18 protein-coding genes are annotated in these 24,498 nt (G+C 47.4%); 15 read left to right on the top strand and 3 right to left on the bottom strand.

Annotated features, from left to right (window positions below; genetic code table 11):
* Positions 1–22: 22 nt before the first annotated feature.
* The 12 genes from ACP7FG_RS03495 (at position 23) to cysQ (ending at position 17,031) form a co-directional block, all read left to right on the top strand.
* Complete coding sequence (locus ACP7FG_RS03495; protein ID WP_439225529.1) at positions 23–2,779, top strand: SLBB domain-containing protein; 2,757 nt, start codon at positions 23–25, stop codon at positions 2,777–2,779.
* A 127-nt stretch (positions 2,780–2,906) separates the two neighbouring features.
* Positions 2,907–3,203, top strand: coding sequence for a hypothetical protein (locus tag ACP7FG_RS03490; protein WP_439225528.1), 297 nt, complete (start codon positions 2,907–2,909; stop codon positions 3,201–3,203).
* 118 nt (positions 3,204–3,321) lie between these two features.
* Entirely contained in the window at positions 3,322–4,005 is a 684-nt protein-coding gene (locus ACP7FG_RS03485; protein WP_439225527.1) for a YjbF family lipoprotein, read from the top strand.
* An 8-nt stretch (positions 4,006–4,013) separates the two neighbouring features.
* A complete protein-coding gene (locus tag ACP7FG_RS03480; protein ID WP_439225526.1) occupies positions 4,014–6,881 on the top strand; it encodes a YjbH domain-containing protein in 2,868 nt (955 codons plus the stop codon).
* A gap of 64 nt (positions 6,882–6,945) precedes the next feature.
* The gene (locus ACP7FG_RS03475; RefSeq protein WP_439225645.1) at positions 6,946–8,850 is read left to right on the top strand and encodes a polysaccharide biosynthesis protein; all 1,905 of its coding nucleotides are present in this window, start codon (positions 6,946–6,948) and stop codon (positions 8,848–8,850) included.
* An 18-nt stretch (positions 8,851–8,868) separates the two neighbouring features.
* Positions 8,869–10,338: a glucose-6-phosphate isomerase gene (gene pgi / locus ACP7FG_RS03470; protein WP_439225525.1), complete on the top strand. Its 1,470-nt coding sequence runs from the start codon at positions 8,869–8,871 to the stop codon at positions 10,336–10,338.
* Between the two features lie 34 nt (positions 10,339–10,372).
* Positions 10,373–11,281, top strand: coding sequence for a sulfate adenylyltransferase subunit CysD (cysD, locus tag ACP7FG_RS03465; RefSeq protein ID WP_439225644.1), 909 nt, complete (start codon positions 10,373–10,375; stop codon positions 11,279–11,281).
* Entirely contained in the window at positions 11,281–12,699 is a 1,419-nt protein-coding gene (cysN, locus tag ACP7FG_RS03460; RefSeq protein ID WP_439225524.1) for a sulfate adenylyltransferase subunit CysN, read from the top strand. Before cysD ends, cysN begins: the two co-directional genes overlap by 1 nt.
* Before the next feature lie 208 nt (positions 12,700–12,907).
* Entirely contained in the window at positions 12,908–15,106 is a 2,199-nt protein-coding gene (locus ACP7FG_RS03455) for a S8 family serine peptidase (protein WP_439225523.1), read from the top strand.
* A 14-nt stretch (positions 15,107–15,120) separates the two neighbouring features.
* Complete coding sequence (locus ACP7FG_RS03450; RefSeq protein WP_417435960.1) at positions 15,121–15,606, top strand: S8 family serine peptidase; 486 nt, start codon at positions 15,121–15,123, stop codon at positions 15,604–15,606.
* A gap of 101 nt (positions 15,607–15,707) precedes the next feature.
* Positions 15,708–16,304: an adenylyl-sulfate kinase gene (gene cysC / locus ACP7FG_RS03445; protein WP_439225522.1), complete on the top strand. Its 597-nt coding sequence runs from the start codon at positions 15,708–15,710 to the stop codon at positions 16,302–16,304.
* Positions 16,297–17,031 (top strand): 3'(2'),5'-bisphosphate nucleotidase CysQ, encoded by a 735-nt coding sequence (gene cysQ / locus ACP7FG_RS03440; protein WP_439225521.1) that lies wholly within the window; start codon positions 16,297–16,299, stop codon positions 17,029–17,031. The genes cysC and cysQ overlap by 8 nt, the downstream gene beginning before the upstream one ends.
* A 2-nt stretch (positions 17,032–17,033) precedes the next feature.
* Here cysQ and ACP7FG_RS03435 read toward each other — a convergent pair whose 3' ends face one another.
* The 3 genes from ACP7FG_RS03435 to ACP7FG_RS03425 form a co-directional block, all read right to left on the bottom strand.
* Positions 17,034–18,773, bottom strand: coding sequence for a DUF5666 domain-containing protein (locus ACP7FG_RS03435; protein ID WP_439225520.1), 1,740 nt, complete (start codon positions 18,771–18,773; stop codon positions 17,034–17,036).
* A 197-nt stretch (positions 18,774–18,970) separates the two neighbouring features.
* A complete protein-coding gene (locus ACP7FG_RS03430; RefSeq protein ID WP_439225519.1) occupies positions 18,971–20,281 on the bottom strand; it encodes a HipA domain-containing protein in 1,311 nt (436 codons plus the stop codon).
* Positions 20,282–20,551: a helix-turn-helix domain-containing protein gene (locus tag ACP7FG_RS03425; protein ID WP_439225518.1), complete on the bottom strand. Its 270-nt coding sequence runs from the start codon at positions 20,549–20,551 to the stop codon at positions 20,282–20,284. It lies immediately after the preceding gene.
* Positions 20,552–20,792: 241 nt separating this feature from the next.
* On the opposite strand from ACP7FG_RS03425, the gene ACP7FG_RS03420 reads away from it, so the two are divergent.
* The 3 genes from ACP7FG_RS03420 to guaA all read left to right on the top strand — a co-directional run bounded on the left by ACP7FG_RS03420 (position 20,793) and on the right by guaA (position 24,421).
* The gene (locus ACP7FG_RS03420) at positions 20,793–21,146 is read left to right on the top strand and encodes a hypothetical protein (protein WP_439225517.1); all 354 of its coding nucleotides are present in this window, start codon (positions 20,793–20,795) and stop codon (positions 21,144–21,146) included.
* Positions 21,147–21,362: 216 nt separating this feature from the next.
* Positions 21,363–22,832 carry an IMP dehydrogenase gene (gene guaB, locus ACP7FG_RS03415; RefSeq protein ID WP_054491261.1) on the top strand — a complete coding sequence of 490 codons (1,470 nt, stop codon included), beginning with the start codon at positions 21,363–21,365 and terminating at the stop codon, positions 22,830–22,832.
* Positions 22,833–22,843: 11 nt separating this feature from the next.
* Positions 22,844–24,421 carry a glutamine-hydrolyzing GMP synthase gene (gene guaA / locus ACP7FG_RS03410; protein ID WP_271331926.1) on the top strand — a complete coding sequence of 526 codons (1,578 nt, stop codon included), beginning with the start codon at positions 22,844–22,846 and terminating at the stop codon, positions 24,419–24,421.
* Positions 24,422–24,498 lie beyond the last annotated feature (77 nt).

Genomic DNA, 24,498 nt, shown 5'->3' with positions numbered 1-24,498 from the left:
AAACGCATAAAGGGGAAATGCTTTGATCTCGTTGAAATCTTTCTTGTCTCGCTCAGTGTCATATTGTGCTGTGGTGTTAATGGTCGCTTCCACTTTTGGAGCAGTTAACTCTGTTCACGCGCAGTCAATGCCCAGCCAGGCCCAGATTGAGCAGTTAAAAAGTTTACCCCGAGCTCAGCAAGAGGCACTAGCAAAGCAATTTGGTATAGACCCAAGTATGCTGGACCAAATTAATAGCCAGTCATCTAGTTCGTCAGACCAAAAACAACAGCAAGAAAGTGTGGTTTTCCCCCGCGGTACTCGATTTGACGATAACGGCGACCCAATAATACCGGAAGAATTGGAAGAACAATTCACGTCTGATAAAGATGAGCTAAAACCTTTTGGTTATGAATTGTTTGCCGGTGAGCCTAAGTCATTCTCTCCTACAGGTTATGCTCCTGTGCCTTCTAATTACATTATGGGTGTTGGCGACACCATTAAAGTGCAGCTTTTTGGCAAGGAAAACCGGAGTTACGATTTAACCATAGACCGCGAAGGCAAAGTGGTTATTCCAGACTTAGGCGAGCTAAATGTTGCCGGTTTAAGCTACACTCTTATGCAAGAACTCATTCAAAATCAGGTTAAACAGCGCTTAATTGGCTTTAATGCGGCGGTTTCTATGGGAGAGCTGCGTTCTATTCAGGTGTTTATTGCGGGTGAGGCTTATAAACCGGGCTCGTATACTGTTAGCTCTCTGTCTACCATTAGCCAGGCTTTATACTTAGCCGGCGGCTTTTCTGATATTGCGTCGTTACGCTCTATTCGCTTAATGCGTGCCGGTGAGGTAGTTTCAGATTTCGATTTATACGATCTGCTACTTAAAGGTGATGCTTCTGGCGATAAAATGCTGCAAAGCGGTGACGTGGTTTTTATTCCTACCCGTGGCGAGATGGTTACCGTTAAAGGTGAAGTGAAGCGCCCTGCGTTGTACGAGTTAAAAGGTGATGAAACTCTAAAAGATGCAATTCGCTTTGCAGGCGGAAGTGAAGACAGTGCATATTTGTCGTCAGCGCAACTGCAGCGTATTGTTAAAGGTAAACGGCTAATTAGCACCGTTGATTTAACTTCCGAAAAACATCTAAACAAAGAGCTGCAAGGCGGCGATGTTTTAACATTGCGTGAGGTATCGGATTCTCTAGATAACAGCTTGTTATTGGTTGGCGCGGTAACCCGGCCTGGTCATTATGAGTGGTATGAAGGCATACGACTTAATGATGTTTTGCGTGACAGCCGTCATGACCTTTTAGAGCAGGCCGATTTAGCGTACGGACTGGTAGTGCGTGAGGCAGGGCCTCAACGTGACTTGAGCTTGTACCAGTTTAATGTAGCAGAAGCGATTAGCGGCAAAGCAGAAGAAAACCTTGTACTGCAAGAGCGCGATCAAATTGTTATTTTTAGTCGCTATCAAACCCAGGAACAAGAAGAACAACAACTGTCACGCTTTACTTTAACAGAACAAGAACGTCAGGCTGATGAGCGACAAGAAATGTTAGCGGAGTATAGGCGGGCGTTTTTGAAGGACTTAGTGCAGTCGAAGAAAACAAATGAAGAAGACGAGCGCAAGCGACTAGAAGAAGAACAACAGCGGACACCGTTAGCTGATTTATTTGGCTCACCTGATGAAGACGATGTTGAGATTGCGGATGAAGACTTAGCGCTTTATTCTCGCGATAAGTTGTTAGAGCCTATCATGCAGCGCATTGAACGTCAGCGTACCCGCAATGGTAATACGCCATTGGTGTACGTAGCCGGTGAGGTTAACCACCCTGGCGTTTACCCTCTAGTTGAAAACGCTAGTGTCAGCCGTTTATTAGATGCGGCTGGTGGAGTTAAAGACTCGGCGTACCTTAAACGCGCCGAGGTGACTCGTTTTGAGTTCAATAAAGACACTGCCCAGACTGACTACCTATCTGTTGCTTTAAATGACGTTTTAAAGGGCGAAATGGATGTGCCCTTACAAGGCCGTGACCGTTTAAACGTATTGAGTATTCCAGAGTGGCAGAACACTTATGAGGTAACTTTAAAAGGTGAAGTTCGCTTCCCGGGTACATACGCCATAAAGCGTGGTGAAACTTTAACACAGCTTATTGAACGGGCCGGTGGTTTTACCGACCATGCTTTTATAGAAGGTGCGGTATTTACTCGTGAAGAACTGCGCAAGCAAGAGCAAGAGCGTAAGAAAATTTTAGCACAGGAGCTTCAGCGAGAAGTAGCCGGTAATATGTTAACCGGTACCGGTGACAGCCGAGTGTCCTACAGCGAAGTGCGTACCTTGTTAGCTGATTTACTCTCTGCAGAGCCGATTGGGCGCTTAATTATGGACTTACCCAAGCTCCTGGCTGGTAACGGTGCCAATAATGTGCAACTGAAAGATGGCGATACTTTGCACGTTCCGTCTCGTAAGGACTCTATTAGTATTATGGGCGAAGTGCAGATGGCTACCTCGTACCGTTTTGATCCGGAACTTTCTGTTGACGAGTATATTAGCCGAAGTGGCGGTACCAAAGAAAAAGCTGACGAAGAGCGGATTTATATTGTTAAAGCCAATGGCGCTATAGAGCGTTATGAAGGCGGCAGCAGTTGGTTTAGCTTTAGCAGTAACTCTCAATTAGGTCCTGGTGATACTATTATAGTCCCTATGGATACTACTTATACAGAGAACCTGGAGCTATGGTCACAGGTTACAGGTATTATCTATAATTCTGCTGTGGCTATAGCGGCTATTAATGGCCTTTAAGTGAAAAATGATGTAAATGCCGTTTGCATTTTAGGGCCTAGCGGCATACTATGAAAGTTGCTGTTAACTGGAATGTTTTCAGTCACAGCGATACATGTATCTATATCTCTGGAGTGAGGTGAATTTTATGAAAACTTTAGCATTATCAATTGTTGCGGCGTTGGGTTTAGCGGCCGCGCCAGCAATAGCACAGCAGGGTGCTGCTGGCGAAGAAGCGTCAAGTAGCGGTATCGGCGGTATGTCAACTCAGGCAATGGTATTTGCAGGTGTTGCAGCAGCAGCAACTGTTGCTGTTGTTACTGACAGCTCTTCAAACCCAGTTGTTGACCCAACTGATCCGACTGATCCGACAGACCCGGATCCAATCGTTACCGTTACTGGTACAGGTACTAATACCTACACTATTACTATTCCAGCTCAGTAATAGCTTATTGTGTTGATTGCGAAGCGCTTCGCGATCAACACTCTACAAGAGCTGTGATAAAATACCGCCGCTTGGCGGTATTTTTTTATGCGCAATGGTTTAACTAGTGAGACTTCTTATGATTCGGAACGGACTCTTTGCCTGTTTTTTACTAATTTTAGCTGGTTGTACAGCAGTAACGGACGAGGTTCGTAAAACTGTTGAATATGCGTTTAAAGACATTGAAGATGCAGAGCTAAACGCCGAGGAAATACAAAACTTTCCTTATACCTCTTTATACGCCCAGTGGCAGGGAAAAGCTCGGAGCCTGATTGTTTTAGGTTTTGTCAATAAACCGAATGAATACCACTTTATTACAGCAGAGAAAGAAACCTTCGTTCTTGAAAGCGGGCGTGTCATACGCACTCAAGGCCTCGATGATAACCTGTTGAATGTTTCGAATTTAAAGGATGACCCGTTGCGCTGTATTACTACTGCGTCTGAGTCGTGTAACCTCACTTGGCAACGTAATTATGACTATCAGCTTGATGACGGAACACGCGTCAGTCGTGAGGCTCAGTCAACCTTTACGGTTAAGCAACCTGAACAACTGGATATGCCTTATGGTCAGGCAACTGCGGTTCTGGTTGAAGAAGTTGGTGAGTTTGTTTTAACGGGTGAGCGCTTTGTGAATACGTTTTGGGTAGAACCAGACGGCCACGTAATAAAAAGTGAGCAACGCATCATTCCAAATAAACCTGTTTTAAACCTTACCCAGGTGACCTGGATTGGTCGAACAAATAACTCAGAGTCAGCCAAATGAGTGATGTTATGAAACGCATTTTTATTTCTTTATTCGCTGTGGCCATTTTGGCTGAGTCAGGTGCGGTAAACGCAGAAACAAAACAAATTCAGTTTGAAGGGCCCGTGCGGTTAAAGCAGGCACTGAACGCTATTGAACAACAGGGGCTCTTAGCTGACGTATATTGGCCAGCTGTTCGTTTGGTAAAGACCGATGAAGCTGCCGAATTAGGGCGTAAAAAACGAAATGTACTTATGCAGCTAGCCGAGTTAGAAGCGTATTGGCGTGGTCGACGTGAAAATGAGAAAGCCGACGCTGCGGTTATGCTGCAAGGTCAAGTTAAAGGGTGGAAGCTCGGCAAACAATATTGGGGCAATATAAGCATCGAGCAAGCGCGTCAAAACTTAGCCGATAACCCACTTTTGCCTGAAGGTAGCTACTCATTGGTGCTATCGGAAAGACCGGAGCATATTTATGTGTATGGGTTAGTCAGTAAGCCCGGGAAGTATGCATTTCATTCAGGTAAAACCGTGGCAAACTGGCTAAACAGTGTTGAAGAGCAAAGTAATTTCCTTGATGGCTATAACAAAAGTGTTGCTTCTGTCGTGTCTGTTGATGAAGAACTAAAAACCAACTGGGCTTACTACAAGCAAAGCGATGTTGAACTCATGCCCGGCAATATTCTTTGGTTAGGGTTTGAGGTGAATCAGCTGCCGTCAGGCTATAAATCATTGAATGAGGACATTAGCGGGTTGTTAACTCACTTTGTTGAAGATACGTCGGTTCGTTCGGCGACCAACGTGCCTGTGTATCAGGTAAGTGAAACGCCTACATCGAAATGGCATTGGTCTCGTCGTGACTTGTCGCCAAGTTATAACGATTATGGCTCGGTCGGGTTGTTACAGAATCCGACAGCACGCATGATGGATGAAGGCGCTTTTGCTCTAAGCTATACTGACATGGACGAATACCGTCGCTACACCGTTAACTTGCAGTTGCTCCCCTGGTTAGAAACCACCGCGTTTTATACCGAGTTTCCCAATAAACTGTACAGTAATGTGCCGGACTTTAGCGGAGATAACATTCTTACGGATAAAGGCTTTGATATAAAAGCCCGCTTATGGGAAGAGAGCTATTGGTTGCCGGAAGTGAGTGTTGGTTTCCGTGACTTTGCCGGTACGGGCTTGTTCGATGCCGAGTATGTTGTGGCGAATAAACGTTTTGGGCCGGTTGATGTGAGCTTAGGGTTGGGCTTCGGGCGTTTGGGGACGCATGATGACTTCACTAACCCGTTTTGTGAGTTGTCTGACGAATATTGCCAGCGTGAGAGTAGTTTTGGTGGTAACGGCGGTAAGGTTGAGTTTGATCGTTGGTTTACCGGGTCTACAGCAGTTTTTGGAGGCTTGGAATATCAAACCCCGTGGGAGCCACTTAGCGTTAAGGTTGAATACGACGGTAATGACTACTCAACCGATCGCGCGGGTGTTCCTATAGTTCAAGACAGCCGCTGGAACTTTGGCGCGAATTATCAGGTGTCTGATTACTTTGACGTGCAACTGAGTTATGAGCGGGGTAATACGCTTATGTTCAACTTCAGCCTGCGTACCAACTTTAGTACATTGAACCAAATAAAGGTTACGCCGGACAAAGTAGTACCGACTCAGGATAAACGTAAAGCCTCTTTGAAAGACGTTGACTGGACCGGCATGAACCACACCATGCGTAAACAAATGGCATTTAGCGGGGCTCGCTTTGCGGCAGAGGAAGATGAGGTCACTGTGTACGGTTATCACTTCCGCTATCGTGATAGTGAAGAAGCTTATGACCGAGCTGCCCGCGTTATGGCAGCGGAGCTGCCCGACAGTGTTAAAACCTACAACATGGTTGATATGACGCTGTTTGATCCGAACGTTAACACCAGAATTGATGCCGATAAGTTTAAAGATCGTGTACTTAATAAAGATCCCGGAAAAGATGTCGACGAGTTTGACGACTTATTTGTTCGACTGGAGTCGCCGGATATGCCGCCGCGAGGTGATGACAGTTGGATGTTGAACCCTGAGAATAAGTTCACCAACCGTTATGGCTTGAAACCCTTCCTGGACCAGAGTTTTGGTAACCCGGAAACCTTCTATACCTATCAGTTGGGCGTGTACGCCTTTGGCCGTCGCTGGCTGAATGACAATATTGAGTTGTTTGGTGAGGTAGGCTTTAATATTGCCACTAACTACGATGATTTTCTGTTTTTAGGGGGGGGGCAGGACGCCTTACCGCCGGTACGTACCGATATTCGGAAGTACGTACAAAACGATATCTGGCTAGACTCAGCGCAGGCCACTTATCACAAACGTTTAAGCCAAAATTGGTTTGCGACGGCTTATGCGGGTTACTTAGAACGCATGTACGGTGGCTTGGGCGCGGAAGTGCTTTATAAACCAGTGGATAGTCGTTGGGCGTTTGGCCTAAATGCTAACCGTGTTCGCAAACGTGACTTTGAAGGGGGCGGAGGCTTTTTAGATTACGAAGTCACAACCGGTTTTGCCAGTGTGTATTACCAAATGCCATGGTTGTCTGATTCGTTATTACAGCTAGACTTTGGCCAGTTCCTGGCGAAAGATAAAGGCGTCCAGGTAACTATGCAAAAACGCTTTGACAGCGGTGTAGTTGCCGGTGCTTATGCCGCCTTTACTGATGTCTCTTCAGAAGAATATGGTGAGGGAAGCTTTACCAAAGGCTTCTTTATTAGCATACCGTTTGACTTGATGAGTGTGCGCCCAACACGTGAACGCGTCGGCTTTACCTGGGTGCCATTGTCGCGTAACGGCGGCCAACAGCTCCAGCGGCGCGTGCGTTTATACGACTATACCGATGACAGAGCACCTTTTTATAACCGTTAATGTGGTATGATTTTTTCAGGCTTTTAAGAGAAGGGAGCACTTTTTGAAAGCACTAAAAGTGTTAATGCAGCTGCCGCGTAATGTAAAACGCGGCATTGGGTTGGTAATTGACGTAGCGTCAATTACCGTAGCCATGCTTGCCGCGTATTTACTGAGCTTTGATGCCATTATGCCATTGCGCTGGTCGCAATGGGTGATTTTGGGCGGCCTGGTAATGGGTGTTACCCTGCTGGCCTTTATTCGCTTTGGGCTTTACCGCGCGGTGGTGCGTTATGTTGGCTTTAAAGTGCTTAGCCTGGTGTTTTTTACGGTAATACTGAGCGGTGCTTTGCTGGTTTTATGCGCGTTCTGGATGGGTATTGCCTTGCCGGTATCTGCTGTAGTGAACTATGTACTCATATCCTTCTTGTTAACCGGTGGTAGCCGTTTAATTGTCCGTGAAGCCTACCAAAGAGTCATGAGCCGCCAAAAAGACCGCGTTGCCATTTACGGTGCAGGTTCTGCCGGACGCCAGTTGGCTCAGGCGCTGTCAAATGGTGACGAATTTCACCCCGTATTGTTTGTGGATGACGACAGTGGGTTACAGGGCACCTCTGTACTGGGAATAAAAGTTATTGCGCCAAAGGATATAGAGTGCGCTATTCGTGATTTAGACATTCAGCGTATTCTATTAGCACTACCCAGTACCTTACGTTCGCGCAGACGCCAAATATTAGACGCCTTAGAAACCTTGCCGGTAAAGGTGCAAACCGTGCCCGGCATGGCTGATATGGTGAATGGCGATTTGTCGATTGACCAGTTGCAGGACGTTAAAGTGGAAGACTTATTGGGCCGTGACCCGGTGACTCCCGCGCCGCAATTAATGGAAAAACACATTACCGGACAAACTGTACTGGTAACAGGCGCTGGTGGTTCTATTGGCTCTGAGCTTTGTCGGCAGATACTCAAGCAGCGGCCAAAAGCACTGGTTTTGTATGAGCTGTCAGAGTTTGCTTTATACGCCATTGAGCGTGAGTTAACGCAGGTTTGCAGACAACAGGGCATAGGTGCCGAAATTATTCCGGTAATAGGCACAGTACAGCGACGTAACCGCATAGAAACGGTTCTGAAAACCTTTGCTGTCGACACCGTTTACCACGCAGCGGCATACAAGCACGTACCTTTGGTTGAGTACAACATGGTTGAAGGTGTGCGTAATAACGTATTTGGTACCTGGCATACGGCAGAAGCAGCTATATCAGCCGGTGTTAAGCAGTTTGTATTAATATCTACTGACAAGGCTGTTCGGCCTACCAATGTAATGGGTACAACCAAGCGTTTGTCAGAGCTGGTGCTTCAGGGGTTGGCTCAGCGTCAGCCTAAAACGCGCTTTTCTATGGTGCGCTTTGGTAATGTACTGGGCTCTTCCGGCTCGGTGGTTCCGTTGTTTAAAGAACAAATAGAACATGGTGGCCCGGTAACCGTTACTCACCCGGACATTACCCGCTTTTTTATGACCATACCCGAAGCCGCGCAGTTAGTCATTCAGGCAGGTACTATGGGTCATTCCGGTTCGGTATTTGTGTTAGACATGGGCGACTCGGTCAAAATTGTGGATTTAGCCCGTAAAATGATTCGTCTGTCCGGCCTTGAAGAGAAGACCGAGAAGAATCCGCACGGTGATATTGCTATAGAATTTACCGGCTTACGCCCCGGCGAGAAGCTCTATGAAGAGCTTTTAATTGGCGACAACGTAGAAGCCAGCGATCACCCGCGTATTTTGCGGGCTAATGAACAATTCTTAAGCTGGGACGAAATGGAGAAACTGCTGACGCTACTGGATGACGCCTGTCAGCGTTTTGCCATTGATGAATTACGCCAGTTACTGCTGGATGCCCCTACCGGCTATAAACCCCTGGATGACCATATTTGTGATGTTATTTGGAATAAACACCGAACATGCAGTGATGATGAGACCGATGTTGTTTGATGGGAAATGGATGAAACAATGATTAAAAATGGACCTTTTTTAGCCTTAGACACCAGTTATCAGAAACTTTCAGTCAATGAGCTTATTAGTGCTGTTGGTAAACGCTTACCAAAAAACTTTGATGAATACCGTCAGCAATTATGCCGGGGTGAGTACCGAAACCTCAGTGAAGATCGCCCGGTAACTCATGTACTCAGCCGCTCTGTTCATGCCGTAGCTAAACAAAGCAACCGCAAAACTCGTTTTGTCGATACCGTGCAGAAGCTGCGCTCTGGCCGGTGGTTAGGAAGCACCGGGAAACCCATTACCGATGTGGTAAACATTGGCGTAGGTGGTTCAGACTTAGGGCCGCAAATGGGAGCCTTTGCCTTACGCGAATTCGCGAACGATGCGGCATTGCATGATTTACAGGTACACTTTGTATCTTCTATGGACGGTGGGCAGCTTTATGCGGTTTTACCTATTGTTGACCCTGAAACTACTCTATTTATTGTTTCCTCCAAGTCATTTAGTACGGTTGATACTTTTGCCAATGTGGATACCGTTCGTAAGTGGATAGAGCCCACAATTACACAAGAGCAGTGGCTGGAAAAGCATGTGATTGGTGTTTCGGCTAATGCCCAGGCTATGACTAACTACGGCATACCGCCGGCGCAGCAGTTTACCTTTGGTGAAGGGGTTGGCGGGCGTTTTTCGTTGTGGTCGGCATTAGGCTTAAGCATTGCTTTAACCACTGGTATTCGGCCTTTTGAGCGTATGTTAGAAGGCGCCAAAGCTCTGGATGAACACTTTTTAGAAGCACCATTGGAAGACAACTTGCCGGTGTTATTGGCGCTTTATGGCGTGTATAACCGCGAACAACTGGGCATAAACAACCTGGCTATTTTGCCGTATGACGGCCGCTTACGTATGTTGCCAATTTACTTACAACAGGTGGATATGGAAAGTAATGGCAAGCAGTCAACGGCCGATAATAAAGCCATTGATTACCCAACCGGGCCTATTATTTGGGGCGGTTTTGGGCCTAACGGACAACATGCGTTTTTTCAGCATTTGCACCAGGGCTACGATGAGTTCACCGCGGATTTTGTCGCGGTATTAAAACGCGAAGCCCCGGGGTTTGAGAAGTCGGTACAAGAGAGCTTGGCTGAGCAGCAACGACTGGCAGTAGCCAACTGTTTGGCGCACCGCCGCTTAATGTGGGACGGCAGCGAAAGTAAAACTTCACCGCGTGACCATTACCCGGGCAGGCATCCGTCAAACCTATTAATAATGGATGAACTTACACCGGAAAGTTTTGGTGCCTTAATAGCCGCTTATGAGCATAAAGTGTTCACACAAGGGATTATTTGGAACCTGAACAGCTTTGATCAGCCGGGTGTGGAAAAAGGTAAGAAAATTGCCATGGACGTACTGCGCGTGCTGGATGGCGAAAGTGATGAGTCCTTTGACGAAAGTACGGATGCAATAATTCAGAGAATGAAATAAACGGTTATGAATAACAAACGATGGGAAACCAGTGATTAGCGGAGAAAAATTAACGCATTTAAAAGCACTAGAATACGAGTCAATTCACACTTTCCGCGAAGTGGCCGCGGAATTTGATAACCCGGTGATGTTGTATTCGGTGGGTAAAGACTCATCGGTATTGTTGCACTTGGCACGTAAGGCCTTTGCTCCGGGAAAAATCCCGTTCCCGCTTATGCACGTTAATACCACCTGGAAGTTCCGCGAAATGATTGAATTTCGCAACCGCATGGCCGAAAAGCACGGCTTTGAATTGCTAGAGCACATTAACGCTGAAGGCGTTGAAAAAGGCATTGGTCCGTTCAGCCACGGCAGTGCTTTACATACCGACGTAATGAAAACCCAGGCACTAAAACAGGCACTGAACAAATATCAGTTTGACGCGGCCTTTGGTGGTGCCCGTCGTGACGAAGAAAAGTCCCGCGCCAAAGAGCGTGTGTATTCCTTCCGTGACAAAAACCACCGTTGGGACCCAAAAAACCAGCGTCCTGAATTGTGGAATATTTTTAACGGTAAAGTGAATAAAGGCGAAAGTATTCGTGTTTTCCCTTTGTCTAACTGGACTGAGCTGGATATCTGGCAATACATTTACTTAGAAAACATTGATATCCCAGAGCTGTACTTTGCTAAAGAACGGCCTGTGGTTAAACGCGACGGCACCTTAATTATGCTGGACGATGATCGTATGCCACTTGAACAAGGTGAAAAGCCGGAAATGAAAATGGTGCGCTTCCGTACTCTGGGGTGTTATCCGTTAACCGGTGCCATTGAGTCTGAAGCGGAGACCTTGCCGGAAATTATTCAGGAAATGTTGCTGACCACCACCTCTGAGCGCCAGGGCCGTGTGATTGACCGTGACAGTGCCGGGTCCCTGGAAAAGAAGAAAAAGGAGGGCTACTTTTAATGAGCCATGCGTCTCCTTTAATTGAACAAGATATTTCGGCCTATCTTAACCAGCACGAAAACAAAGAGCTGCTGCGCTTTATTACCTGCGGCAGTGTCGATGACGGCAAAAGCACGCTGATAGGTCGTTTGCTACATGACAGCAACCTGATTTACGAAGACCAGCTGGCCGCGATTACTGAGGATTCTAAAAAGTCCGGTACTCAGGGCAATGAGGTGGACTTAGCTTTGTTGGTGGATGGTTTGCAGTCTGAGCGCGAGCAGGGCATTACCATTGACGTGGCCTACCGTTATTTTTCGACCGATAAGCGTAAATTTATTATTGCTGATACTCCGGGCCACGAGCAGTATACCCGTAACATGGCGACCGGTGCGTCTACCTGTGATGTTGCAGTTATTTTGCTGGATGCCAGCAAAGGTGTGCAAACGCAAACACGTCGTCACAGTTTTATTTGCTCACTGCTGGGCATAAAAAATGTGATTGTTGCTGTGAATAAAATGGATTTGGTGGACTACTCGCAGGAAACCTATAAAAAGATTCAGGCAGATTACCTGGAAATAGTGGGGTCATTGAATATTCCTAACATTCGCTTTGCGCCGGTATCGGCCTTAAAAGGCGATAATGTTGTGGAAAAAAGTGAAAACCTGAGCTGGTTCCGCGGTTCTCCACTAATGACGTATCTGGAAGGCATGTCAATTGAGCGTGAAGCCGACAGTGTCGAGTTCCGCTTCCCGGTACAGTATGTGAACCGTCCAAGCTCAGATTTTCGCGGTTTTGCTGGTACTATTACGTCGGGTGAAATTGAAGTCGGCGACACCGTGCGTGTACTGCCTTCGGGGAAAATTTCGACCATTAAGTCGATTGTGACCTTTGAGGGGGAGCACCAAAGAATGCGGGCTCCTGCAGCAGTGACGCTAACACTGAATGACGAAATTGATATCAGCCGCGGTGATATGATTGTGAAGAAAGACTCGTTGCCTAACGTGTCCAGTCGTTTCCGTGCCAAGCTGGTTTGGATGAATGAAGATGCACTGCAGACATACCGTGAGTATTACCTTAAGTTCAACAGCAAGTTGACCACAGGTGAGTTCGAGGAAGTTCAGCATCGCATAGATGTGAATACCTTTGCTGAACACAAAGCTGGCAAGCTGGAGCTGAACGAAATTGGCGAAGTGGATGTTCGCGTTACTGAAAAAGTGATGTTTGACGACTACCAGAGCAACCCGAAAACCGGTGCCTTTATTGTTATTGACCGTATGACCAATATGACCGTTGGCGCGGGTATGATTGAGCAGGCGTTGTCGGATTCTGCTGAAAGTAAAACTCAGAAGCACGAATATAGTGAGTTTGAGTTAGAGCTGAATGCGTTAATCCGCAAACACTTCCCACACTGGGAAGCGAAAGACTTACTTAAGTAATCTGAAACCTCTTGCCGGCCTGCCCGTGGCCACAACCTACCTACATTGCCATGAGTCTGTGGCTTATCCCCTTAGTGTTTCCTTTTTGATTTAAGTTAAGGTTTTGTAACAACGGTTAATACTTTGTTACAAATTGCGTTAACGGTAATTTAACAATGTCGTTATAGTGTTGTTCCTTTTTAGGGGAACAATAAATAACGAGGTAAAAATGCCAGTAAAACAATTTAAATTAACGGCATTATCAGCTGCTGTTGTAATGGGTTTAGCAGCCTGTGGCGGTAGTGATGATAATTATGCACCAACGGTTTCAGCGGAAGTTGCTGCTGAAGGTACCCAGTGGGCACCTATGACCGGTCAGGTAACTGCCACAGATCCTAACGGTGACGAAGTCACTTATTCTGCATCGGTTGTTGCACCAGAAGACGGTAGTGCACCCGGTACGGTAGAAATTGACAGCAACGGCGCGTTCACTTATACGCCGATGCGTGCTGAAACAGCGGTTATCGAAATTACTGTCAGTGATGGCGAACTAAGCACTACAGAAACCGTCACTATTGAAGGTTCCGCAATTAGTGGTGACCCGCTGGCTTACCAGCAATGGCACTTAAATAATACCGGTCAGAAAGCTTACACTCAGACACAAGCCGCGCTTGATTTCTTAGTGAATAACTATGGCTGGACCGAAGAAGATGCACGTGCTGCATTCTTTGACGAAAGCATTTACGTAGCCGGCGAAGACATGAACGTTGTTGGCGCTCATGCGCAAGGCGCGTTTGGTCAGGGCATGATGGTTGGTGTTGTCGATTCAGGTTTGGAAATTGGACACCCTGATTTGCAAGCGAATATTGCACCAAACATGTCGTTGAACTTTGATCCTAATGCAACAGATAAAATGGATCCGACAAATACCTTAACGAACCGCGGTGATCACGGTACTTCGGTAGCGGGTCTAATTGCTGCGGTAGCAGGTAATGAGATAGGCGGCCGTGGTGTTGCGCCTCAGGCAAAGGTTTTTGGTACCAACTACTTAGGCGGTAACGTTTCTCAAAACGATTTAAACTCTGCACTGAGCCATGGTTTACCGGGTAGTGGCGTTTCTGAGAGCGATCCATTAATTGCGTACAACCGCAGTTATGGTATTTCTTACCCTGCGGCTTTGTACACTTACCCAACAGATGAAGCCTTTGAAAGATACGTTGCAACCGACTTACGTAACGGCCTTGGTGCTATTAACGTTAAGTCTGCCGGTAACTCATTTAACGGCGGCGCAACTGGGCTGTGTAACGTGAATGGTTCTATCAGTGAAGGCCTAACCTGTCTGAACGGTAATATGGACCCTTCAAACGCTAACTTCTATACCACGACAATTGCAGCTGTAAACTCTGACGGTGGACATACAAGTTACTCGACAGCCGGTTCTAACACGTTTGTTTCTGCACCAGCAGGCGAATATGGTGAATTTGCACCGGCAATGGTAACGACTGACCAGTCAACTTGTTTGCAAGGTTACAGTAGTTTCCCTTCTCAGGATGCTATCGATACTTTGGCCGGAGCACCTGGCTATTTTGAAGCATTCAGAAACTTTAATGCGCCGGGTCACGAAGAAAACCCAAGCTGTCATTTTAACAGCACCTTTAACGGCACTTCTTCTGCTGCGCCAAACACCTCGGGTGTTGTTGCTCTTATCGGTTCGGCTAACCCGGCATTAAGCGCACGTGAAATTCGTCATGCTATGGCTAGCACTGCGGACCAGGTTGATGCCGAAGACGCCGGTGTTGTACTGGCTGTTAACGGTGGTGAATTTGTTGCTGACCCAGGCTGGGTTGAGAACGGTGCCGGTTATGCATTCAACCTGAAATATGGCTTTGGTCGCGTTAACGCAGGCGCAGCTGTTGCTATGGCAAAAGGTATGGAAGCCGGCGCTATGGGTGAGTTAATTGAGACCGAGTGGATGGATGTTTCTCCTGAAACTGCTGTAAATGTGCCTGACAATAATGCTGATGGCGCGAGCTACAGCTTTACTGTTGAGGAAGACATGACGCTGGAAGGTTTACAGTTCTCATTAACAGTGAGTAATGCTGACTTTAACGGCTCAGGCTGTTCTTTCTACAGCACTGCAGGTTCTGACTTAGCGGTTGAAGTGACTTCTCCTGCCGGTACTACAACTCAGTTACTGTCTGGTCGTCAGGAAATTATTGTTGGCGCTAACGGTCAATGTAGCCCTTACATTCTTGAAGATACCGTCTTACTGGCCAATGCATTTTATGGTGAAAGCCTTGCGGGTGAGTGGACAGTACGCTTAGTAGATACCAATGGCGATGACTTGAACCTAAACGGCATGCCAGTATCTAACAATACAGTACCTTCCGTTTTAGAAACCGTTAACGTTCGTGCGTTCGGTCATTAATAGGAGCAAAGAATATGAGTTTAATGAAAGCACTATTAACCGTGGCCGTGAGTGGCGCAATTGCGGTATCGGCCACAGCGCAGGAAATTCCTGCACCCATGAAAAAACAACAGCCAGCTGTTAAGCAGTTGCCACAGTTGGACGCAAAGCGTGATTACCAACAGTACAGCTTCACTAAACTGCCTGAATCAGCTGATAAGTCAGCGGAAGGTAGTGATGTGTTATTAGCCGGTACTGAAATGGTTAACCGTATTACCGGTGAAAAAGCTTATGTGTCTGGCGTGGTTACCGTGCTGACTAAAAACGTAGATGCGAATGCTTTAGCGTCTCAGTTTGGCCTGACGGTTGAGCGTGTATATTCTCGCTTAAACCTGGCTATGCTGAAAGCGCCTGAAGGCACCAACATGCTTAAACTGCGTGACGAGTTACGCGGCGTAAGCGGCGTAGACAGCATTAAAGTAGAGATTGTGGAAAATATTCGCAAGCCTCATACACTTTAAACGCTGACATCTAATAAAACCGCATCCGGCATCTGTCGGGTGCGGTTTTTTTGTTTATTTTACGGTACAATTCGGGCATCACTTTTTGAATGAAACTACCAATGGCCGATAACATTGTCTGGCATGACGCCGCTGTGTCGCATGAAGACCGTATAAAACAGAAAAAACACCAACCGGCACTGCTTTGGTACACAGGCTTAAGCGGTTCGGGTAAGTCGACTATTGCTAATGCTGTAGACCGTAAGTTGTTTGAACTCGGCTGTCATACCTACCTGCTGGACGGCGATAACGTACGGCACGGCCTGAATAAAGATCTGGGCTTTAATGACACCGACCGGGTGGAAAACATTCGCCGCATTACCGAAGTCAGCCGCCTGTTTCTGGATGCGGGATTGATTGTGGGTACAGCATTTATTTCTCCTTTTATTGCGGACCGGGCACAGGCTCGTGATTTAGCAGGCGAAGGCTTTATTGAAGTGTTTGTGGATACCCCTTTGGAGATTTGCGAGCAGCGCGACCCTAAAGGTTTGTATAAAAAGGCACGTGCAGGTGATATTCCGCATTTTACCGGTATATCGTCACCTTATGAGGCACCTGAACAGCCTGAAGTGCATTTAAAAACCGATGAAATGGACATTGAACAAGCCGCTGAGCAAGTGGTGCAGTATTTAAAGGATAACGGGATTATTTATGCTTAACGAACTGAAGAACATTGCCCGCGACGCTGGCGCAGCCATTATGGAAGTGTACGAAAGTGACGACTTTGATGTGCAGCAAAAGGGTGACGACAGCCCGCTGACTAAAGCGGACTTAGCCGCGCACAATGTGATTTGTGATGGCCTGCGCGCGCTTAAAACTCAGCATCCGATTATTTCCGAAGAGTCGTCAGACATTAGCTGGGAGCAGCGTAAGCATTGGTGCCGTTATTGGTTGGTTGATCCGCTTGATGGCACGAAAGAGTTTATTAAGCGCAATGGCGAGTTTACGGTAAACATTGCCCTAATTGAAAAAGGCGTGCCCATTATGGGTGTGGTTTACGCGCCTGTACTGGATGCCATGTACACAGGTGAGCGCGACCGTGGGGCATTTTTAAACGACAAAGCTATTTCAGTCGCGACCAAAGAACCTGATACTTTGCGTGTTGTGGGCTCTCGATCTCACCCCTCGCAGGAAACCATCGACTGGCTGGATGCCCTGGGCAAGCCTTATGAAATGGTGCCTATGGGCAGTTCACTGAAAATTTGCCTGGTGGCTGAAGGTAAAGCCGATATTTACCCGCGTTTAGGCCCAACGTGCGAGTGGGATACAGCTGCAGCCCATGCGGTATTAAGTGCAGCGGGCGGGCAAGTAACAACTGTTGCCGGCGACCCGCTGCTGTATAACCAAAAAGAAGATTATTTAAACCCGCATTTTATTGCGCGGTGATGTTATTCCTCGTCATTGGTTTCAAGTTCGGCCTCAGTTACCTTGATGTAACTTTGGTCGACCCAGACGCCTTCTATTTCTATAACAACGCCCACTTCAAGAGCATCGTAGAAAGTTTGTAAATCAACCTCTTCGTCGTTGAGTTCAAACTCCGTGTCCTGGCTAAAACGAAGCTCATTGCCATTGACGAAAACGCTGTCGCCCTCGATTGACTCTATTTCGCCTTCAAACTCAGCTTTGCCGGTACTGTCATCGTCATCATCGTCGCCGTCTTGGCCTCCTACGGTTTCAACTTCCACTTTTGCGGCAATTAGCGTGTCGCCGTCGTACTCGCCTTCGACTTCAACGATAACAGCCGGGTTGCTTTGAACCAGTTCGATAAAGCGTTCAACGCTGATGTTGTCGTCTTCGCCTTCAAACTCAGTGTTCTCGTTAAATCCGACAGTAACGTTCGCTATGGTCATACCTTCTGCGGTGACATCAGATACACGACCTTTGACTTCACCTTCGCGGTCTTCCTGGTCAATACGTTTTACTTTAAGTGCAATGGTATTGCCCTGGTCGTCCTGACGTGAAATGACTTTTAGCCAGTCGTTCAAGGCAATGTCGTCGAAGGTAAAGCTGCGTTCGTCTAAACCGGACTCGTCTTCGTATTGTGTTTCAGGTGTTACGCTGAACGTGGTGTTGTCAATAACAAAGGTTTCGTTGTCGGCGTTGAGGTCAGTCACCTGGCCTTCGGTTTTGCTGCGGGCGTCAGTGGCCTTGAACTCAATTTCTTCGGCAATTAACTGTTCGCTTTCAAAGCGACCTTCAACTTTTACGATAACGCCATTGGCAAGTGTGTCTAAACTGCCGTCATCAAACTCGGTGTCATCGGTAAGGGCAAACTGGTAACGGTTAACGCTAAATACGCCGCTTTCGCTGTCGTAATCTTTAACGATACCCGCAATGGTGACTTCTTCGGCGTCGTTATCTATGTCGTTGTCTTCTTTGTTTTCGATACTGCTGGCTGTGAGTGTCAGAGTGTCGCCGTCGAAATCATCGCCTTCTACTTTGACGAACAGGCCGTCGGCCAGGTCGTCCGCGGTCATGTCTTCATATTCCGCCGCAGAGTAGTCGATAGTCAGCTCCGCTAAAGAAAAGGTTTGAGCATCGGTATCCAGATTGGCGATTTCGCCCTTTAACTTAATTTCAGTTTCCTCGGTTTCCAGCTCAACAAGCGTCGCGTAAAAGCTGCCTTCGTCGTTGATGTAGCCGCTGACTTCAATGAAATCACCCACCGACAAAGTCTCGATATCGGTTTCATCAAACTCGGTCAGGTCATCAAAGAGAATGGTCTGGCCCAGCACTTCAATTTGTTCTGCTTCACGGTCAATGAATGAGACCGGGCCTTGCAGGTGTTCCTCGTAGCGAATTTGCTGCGCGTCCGGGTCTTCACCATCGTCTGACGCAGAAGCGGCAACGGTAACAACCATACCGACTTTTAACTGGGCTTCATCTGCCGCAGGGGAGTTACCTACAGCAATTTCAGCATTTTCTGATCGATACCGTTGTCCATTGACATACACACTGCCAAAACCTGTGATCACACCTTCGCTGACAACGGAGGTTGTTGTGATTGAAGTGTCGTCGTTATTGTTTTCGCCGCTTGTATTGTCGTTGGGAGAGTCGCTTGAGCTTCCGCCGCACGCCGTAAGCGCGCCCGATATTGCTAAGACTAAAAGAGACTGTTTAAAACGCATGGCTGTACCTCTTGTTGTTTCTAAAACACCTTATTTAAGTGTCGGTATTTTCAACCTTAGCGGATGGTTTTAGCCGATGCCAGAGGAATTTTTGAATATTTTGAATGCTTGTTACGTTAGGTTTTTGTTATAATATTTAGGCTGTGTAGCCTGACGTTCACGTCAGGAACGATATCTCATATAGCACAAGTGCCAAACTACAGGGTTACACCGGCGATATCATTGGCACACTTCTGTAAATGCAATGTGCGAGCTTTGATGTGTTCAATTAGCTGCGCGATATAGTCTTTTTCTTCTGCCGAAATAAGCTTTTGTTGCTCAAGCTCTTTTGACAGGTCCTGGGTGCTGATTACATGAACGACTTTAGCCGATAATTCACGCAGTGACTCGATCACCAGTGGGCGTTTTAAGCCACAACTCTCTGCAAAATCTGCAAGCTGGTAGGCGTGTATATGGTCAGGCTCAAACTCATCACCTACTGCCATAGCCAGCGCTTGTTTAAACTGGGGGAACATGGCGACGTTAACTAAATCGTAGCTTGGCGTGAAGCTACAACTGTTGCGACCCCAGAAAAATGATACGTTTTTAGCGTGGCTGTCGTAGTTACTGATCATCAGGTTAAATAGCTGCCACTGCAAAAGTTGCATGGTATTTTGAGCCGGGCTGGTTGAGGCCTGGCAAAAGCTAAAAAGCCCTGTGAGGTTGGCGCCATCGCGAATATGTTTTACGTCGCGACTGTCACCAAAATTGCGTTCGTATTTATAGTCGCGTGGAAGATCCAGTGCCTGGCATCCGTCGATAATATGACGCCGCAAGACTTTTTCCGCGTTAGTGTGGTAATGCCTGTCAAAGCGTTTGACCAGAAGGGCGGGGAATTTGTCAAAGCGTTTAAATTCTGTTTCTGCGGTTGGCAAGCCCGAAAGTTTAGCCAGCTGCATGCAAATGAATTCGTTTAGCACCAAATGTGGCAAATTTGCTTTTTCAAACTTAAGAATGTGGGTTGATGATAAGGTACCGTCGCCAAAACCCATTTGACCATCAGGGCTGATATAAACATTAAGTTTGTCCTGCACACCAGCAACACTTAAGCGCAGTTTGTCGTCCCAGTGCAGCAGTCCAAAGTCTTCCTTTTGCTCAAGTCGCTCTATGAGCTCGTTGTGTGGAACTTCACGGAATATGGGCTGGGAAGGAATTTCCTGATTAGTGAATGCAAAGGCTCCGGATACATCCTGACCCAGAGCTAAAGCCTGAGCAAAGACATTCTTTTCGCTGACGCCAAGGTTTTGTGTAAGTAGCTCTCTGGCTTTTCCTTCGGGGAGTAAATTATCCAGATAGTTATAGACACTAGCCGGTGTATGAGAGCCCTCTAGAGAAAGTGAAGGCGAGATAGGGAAGCCGTTTCCTTTCCAGTGTTGTTGGTACTCTATAACCGGAAGTTTGGTTACTTCACTAAGACCGATATGACCAACAACGTTTTCTCCGTAGCGGATATTAACGGAATGCAGCATTTACACCCACTCCTCGGCTGAAGTGTCTGGCTTTACTGTTAGTTGAATACCCAGGCCTTGTAGCACAGAAAAGGCCGCTGCCAGAGTGGTGTTGGGGTTGCCACGCTCAAGACGCGACAAGGTATTGACGCCAACACCACACAATGCAGCACAGTCACGAAGTTTAAGCTTCATTCCTGTGCGCTTAGCTTTAATCAGCTGACCTAATAGTTCTGGGCAGGTAATTGCAGATACATTGGGCGCTTCCGTTGCTTTAACGCGTTTAGGCATACCGCCCTCCTTTTATTCACCGATTTAAGTGATTATAGGTGGTTTTTGGTGTTTATCAATATAAATTAACTGGTATCGGGTATTAATTGCATTAATGTAGGCTTGAGTTTATATAGTCACCTAATAAAGTGATTATATTAATGTAAAAGAAGTTCCTTTAGTGGATAAATACCAGCCGCGTGCATACACTGGGAAGTATTGATATTTAATATAATCATTTAGTACGAAGGGAGACGACTTAATGAAATTATTCGCAGCTTTTATTACAACGCTGTTTTTGGCCGGTTGCAGCAGCGCCCAGTCAGCGTCGGATGAGCCGGTGACCATGGCCGACATAAAGAGCTTAATTGGCACACCAACAGCGCAGAGCATAGAAAGCTGTAAAGTTTTACCTGTGGGCAAAAAGGCTTGTGGTGGTCCGGAAGGCTATGTGGTTTACAGCAGCGAAACCGTGACAGATGAAAGAGCACTGCTGGACGCTATTCACCGTTATAATGAAAAAGCCAAAGAAGAGGCAAAAACGGGGTATTCAACCTGCGAGTATATACCAGAGCCGGAACCGCAGTTGAAAGGTGGCGCTTGCTGGATACCGTAACGCAGGAGAATTAGTGAATGCGATTCACGGTATGTATTGCGGAGCAGGCCGGTATGTAACGCCATGGATGGCGTTACGTAAGCCCCCAGGGATGGGTTTACGGCGTCCGGCCAGATCCGCAATACATACCCAAGCATTCATTAATTTTCCTTGCGCCCGGTAGCAAAAACGGGTAAAATCCACCCGCAACATGAATCCAGTCACGGAGTGTTGCACATGCTGCGAATTGCCCAAGAAGCCTTGACCTTTGACGACGTTTTGCTCGTTCCCGGTCATTCCGAAGTTCTCCCCCATACCGCTGATTTACGCACGCAATTAACGCGTGGAATTACCCTGAATGTCCCGCTGGTTTCGGCCGCGATGGATACCGTTACTGAATCGGCACTGGCTATTGCATTGGCGCAGGAAGGCGGCCTTGGCTTTATCCACAAAAACATGACCGCAGAGCAACAAGCCGCGCACGTTCGTAAAGTGAAAAAATACGAAAGTGGCATGGTCTCTGATCCGGTTACTGTGCAACCCACAACCACCATTGGTGAAATTAAACAACTGACTGCCGAGCATGGTTTTCAGGGTTTTCCTGTGGTTGAAGGCAATGGCGATTTAGTCGGTATTGTTACCGGCCGTGACACACGTTTTGAAGACGATGACAGCAAAGAAATTCGCCACGTAATGACGGGTAATGACCGCCTGGTCACTGTGCATGAAACCGCAGAAAGCGAAGAAATACTGCAGCTTATGCACAAACACCGCATTGAAAAGATCTTGGTTGTGGATGACGCGCACAAGCTGAAGGGTATGATCACCCTGAAAGACTTTGAAAAAGCCGAAAACAAACCGAACGCCTGTAAAGACGAGCTGGGTTCACTGCGCGTGGGTGCAGCAGTGGGTGTTGGTGCCGGTACGGAAGAGCGTATTCAGTTACTGGTTGAAGCGGGCGTTGATGTACTGCTTATTGATACCTCGCATGGACATTCGCAGGGTGTACTGGACCGGGTTAAGAAAACTCGTAAAGACTACCCTGACTTACAAATTATTGCCGGTAACGTAGCAACGGCCGCAGGCGCTAAAGCACTGGTTGAAGCGGGCGTTGACGCTGTAAAAGTGGGTATTGGCCCGGGTTCAATTTGTACCACACGTATTGTTACCGGTTGTGGTGTGCCACAAATTAGCGCTATTAGTGACGCTGTAGATGCCATTAAAGGCTCTGGTGTACCGATTATTGCCGATGGTGGTATTCGTTTCTCAGGAGACATTGCTAAAGCTCTGGCAGCCGGCGCGCACTGCGTTATGGTGGGTAGCATGCTGGCGGGTACTGAAGAGTCGCCGGGTGAAGTTGAGCTATACCAGGGCCGTTATTACAAATCATACCGCGGTATGGGCAGCCTGGGTGCAATGAACCAGCGCAATGGTTCGTCTGACCGTTACTTCCAGAAAAGCGATGAAGCTGACAAGTTGGTGCCGGAAGGTATTGAAGGACGCATAGCTTATAAAGGACCTATTTCTGCGATTATCCATCAGCAAATGGGCGGGTTGCGTTCAGCTATGGGCTTAACCGGTTGTCCGACAATTGAAGATATGCGCACCAAGCCGCAGTTTGTGAAAGTAACCGCCGCCGGCATGGGCGAATCACACGTACACGATGTGCACATTACCAAAGAAGCACCGAATTACCGTAGCTCGTAACAGGATGACTAATGACTAGAGATATCCACGATCACCGAATATTGATTTTAGATTTCGGCTCTCAGTACACGCAGCTGATTGCCCGCCGTATTCGCGAAATTGGCGTTTACTGTGAGCTTTGGGCATGGGACGTTGATGAAGCCGATATTCGGGACTTCGCGCCTAAAGGCATTATTTTATCCGGTGGTCCGGAAAGCGTTGCAGAAGAAGGCTCACCACGTGCGCCGGAATATGTTTTTAATGCTGGCGTACCGGTATTTGGTATTTGTTACGGCATGCAAACCATGGCGCATCAGCTGGGTGGCTCTGTGCAGTGCTCGCTTGAGCGTGAATTTGGTTACGCACAAATTGAGCTGGTAGAGCAAAGCCCGCTGTTTAAAGCCATTGAAGACGCTGTGTCTGAGTCTGGCGCGCCGTTGCTGGATGTCTGGATGAGCCACGGTGACAAAGTGGAAATGATTCCGGAAGGCTTCCACACCGTAGCGAAAACCTCTTATTGCCCTTATGCCGCAATGGCTGACGAAGAACGTCAGTTTTATGGTGTTCAGTTCCACCCGGAAGTGACTCATACGCGTCAGGGCATGCGTATGTTGGAACATTTTGTCAGCGATATCTGCGGTTGTGAGAAGCAATGGACGCCGGAAAAGATCATTGATGACGCTATTGAACGCATTCGCGAGCAAGTGGGTAGTGACAAGGTTATTTTAGGTTTGTCGGGCGGGGTCGATTCATCGGTAACGGCCATGCTGCTGCACCGTGCCATTGGTGATCAGCTGACCTGCGTGTTTGTGGACAACGGCTTGTTGCGCTTAAACGAAGCGGAGCAGGTAATGGAAATGTTCGGCGACCACTATGGTCTGAACATTTTGCCGGTACGTGCGGAAGACCGCTTTTTAGATGCGCTGGCGGGCGAGAACGACCCGGAGAAGAAGCGTAAAATTATTGGTAATACCTTCATTGAAATTTTTGATGAAGAAGCCGGTAAGCTGACCGAAGTAGACTGGCTGGCGCAGGGCACCATTTACCCGGACGTAATTGAGTCTGCAGGCTCTAAAACCGGTAAAGCGCACGTGATTAAATCGCACCACAATGTTGGTGGCCTGCCGGAAGACATGAAGTTAGGTTTGGTTGAGCCATTGCGCGAGTTGTTTAAAGACGAGGTGCGTAAAATTGGGCTTGAGTTAGGCTTACCTTACAACATGCTTTACCGTCATCCGTTCCCGGGGCCAGGTCTTGGTGTTCGTGTTCTGGGTGAAATTAAGAAAGAATACTGTGACTTACTGCGCCGTGCCGATGCAATTTTCATTGAAGAGCTGCATAACGCGGACTGGTATAACAAAGTGAGCCAGGCTTTCGCGGTATTCCTGCCGGTACGTTCGGTTGGGGTTATGGGTGATCAGCGTAAATACGACTGGGTTATTGCTATTCGTGCCGTAGAAACCATCGACTTTATGACTGCGCGCTGGGCACACCTGCCGTATGAGTTATTAGAGAAGGTATCGAACCGGATTATTAATGAAGTGAACGGCATTTCCCGTGTCACTTATGATATTTCGGGCAAGCCACCCGCCACCATTGAGTGGGAATAAGTCAGCAAGTACATCCCTGTAAGGCTTGTGCAGCGCCATGAATGGCGCTGCACACTTTCTCCAGATTTTCCTGCAAC

Origin of the sequence: Idiomarina sp. ST10R2A5 (genome assembly GCF_051842325.1) — a bacterium.
GTDB lineage: Bacteria > Pseudomonadota > Gammaproteobacteria > Enterobacterales > Alteromonadaceae > Idiomarina > Idiomarina abyssalis.
This window is presented reverse-complemented; position numbering and strand designations above follow the sequence as displayed.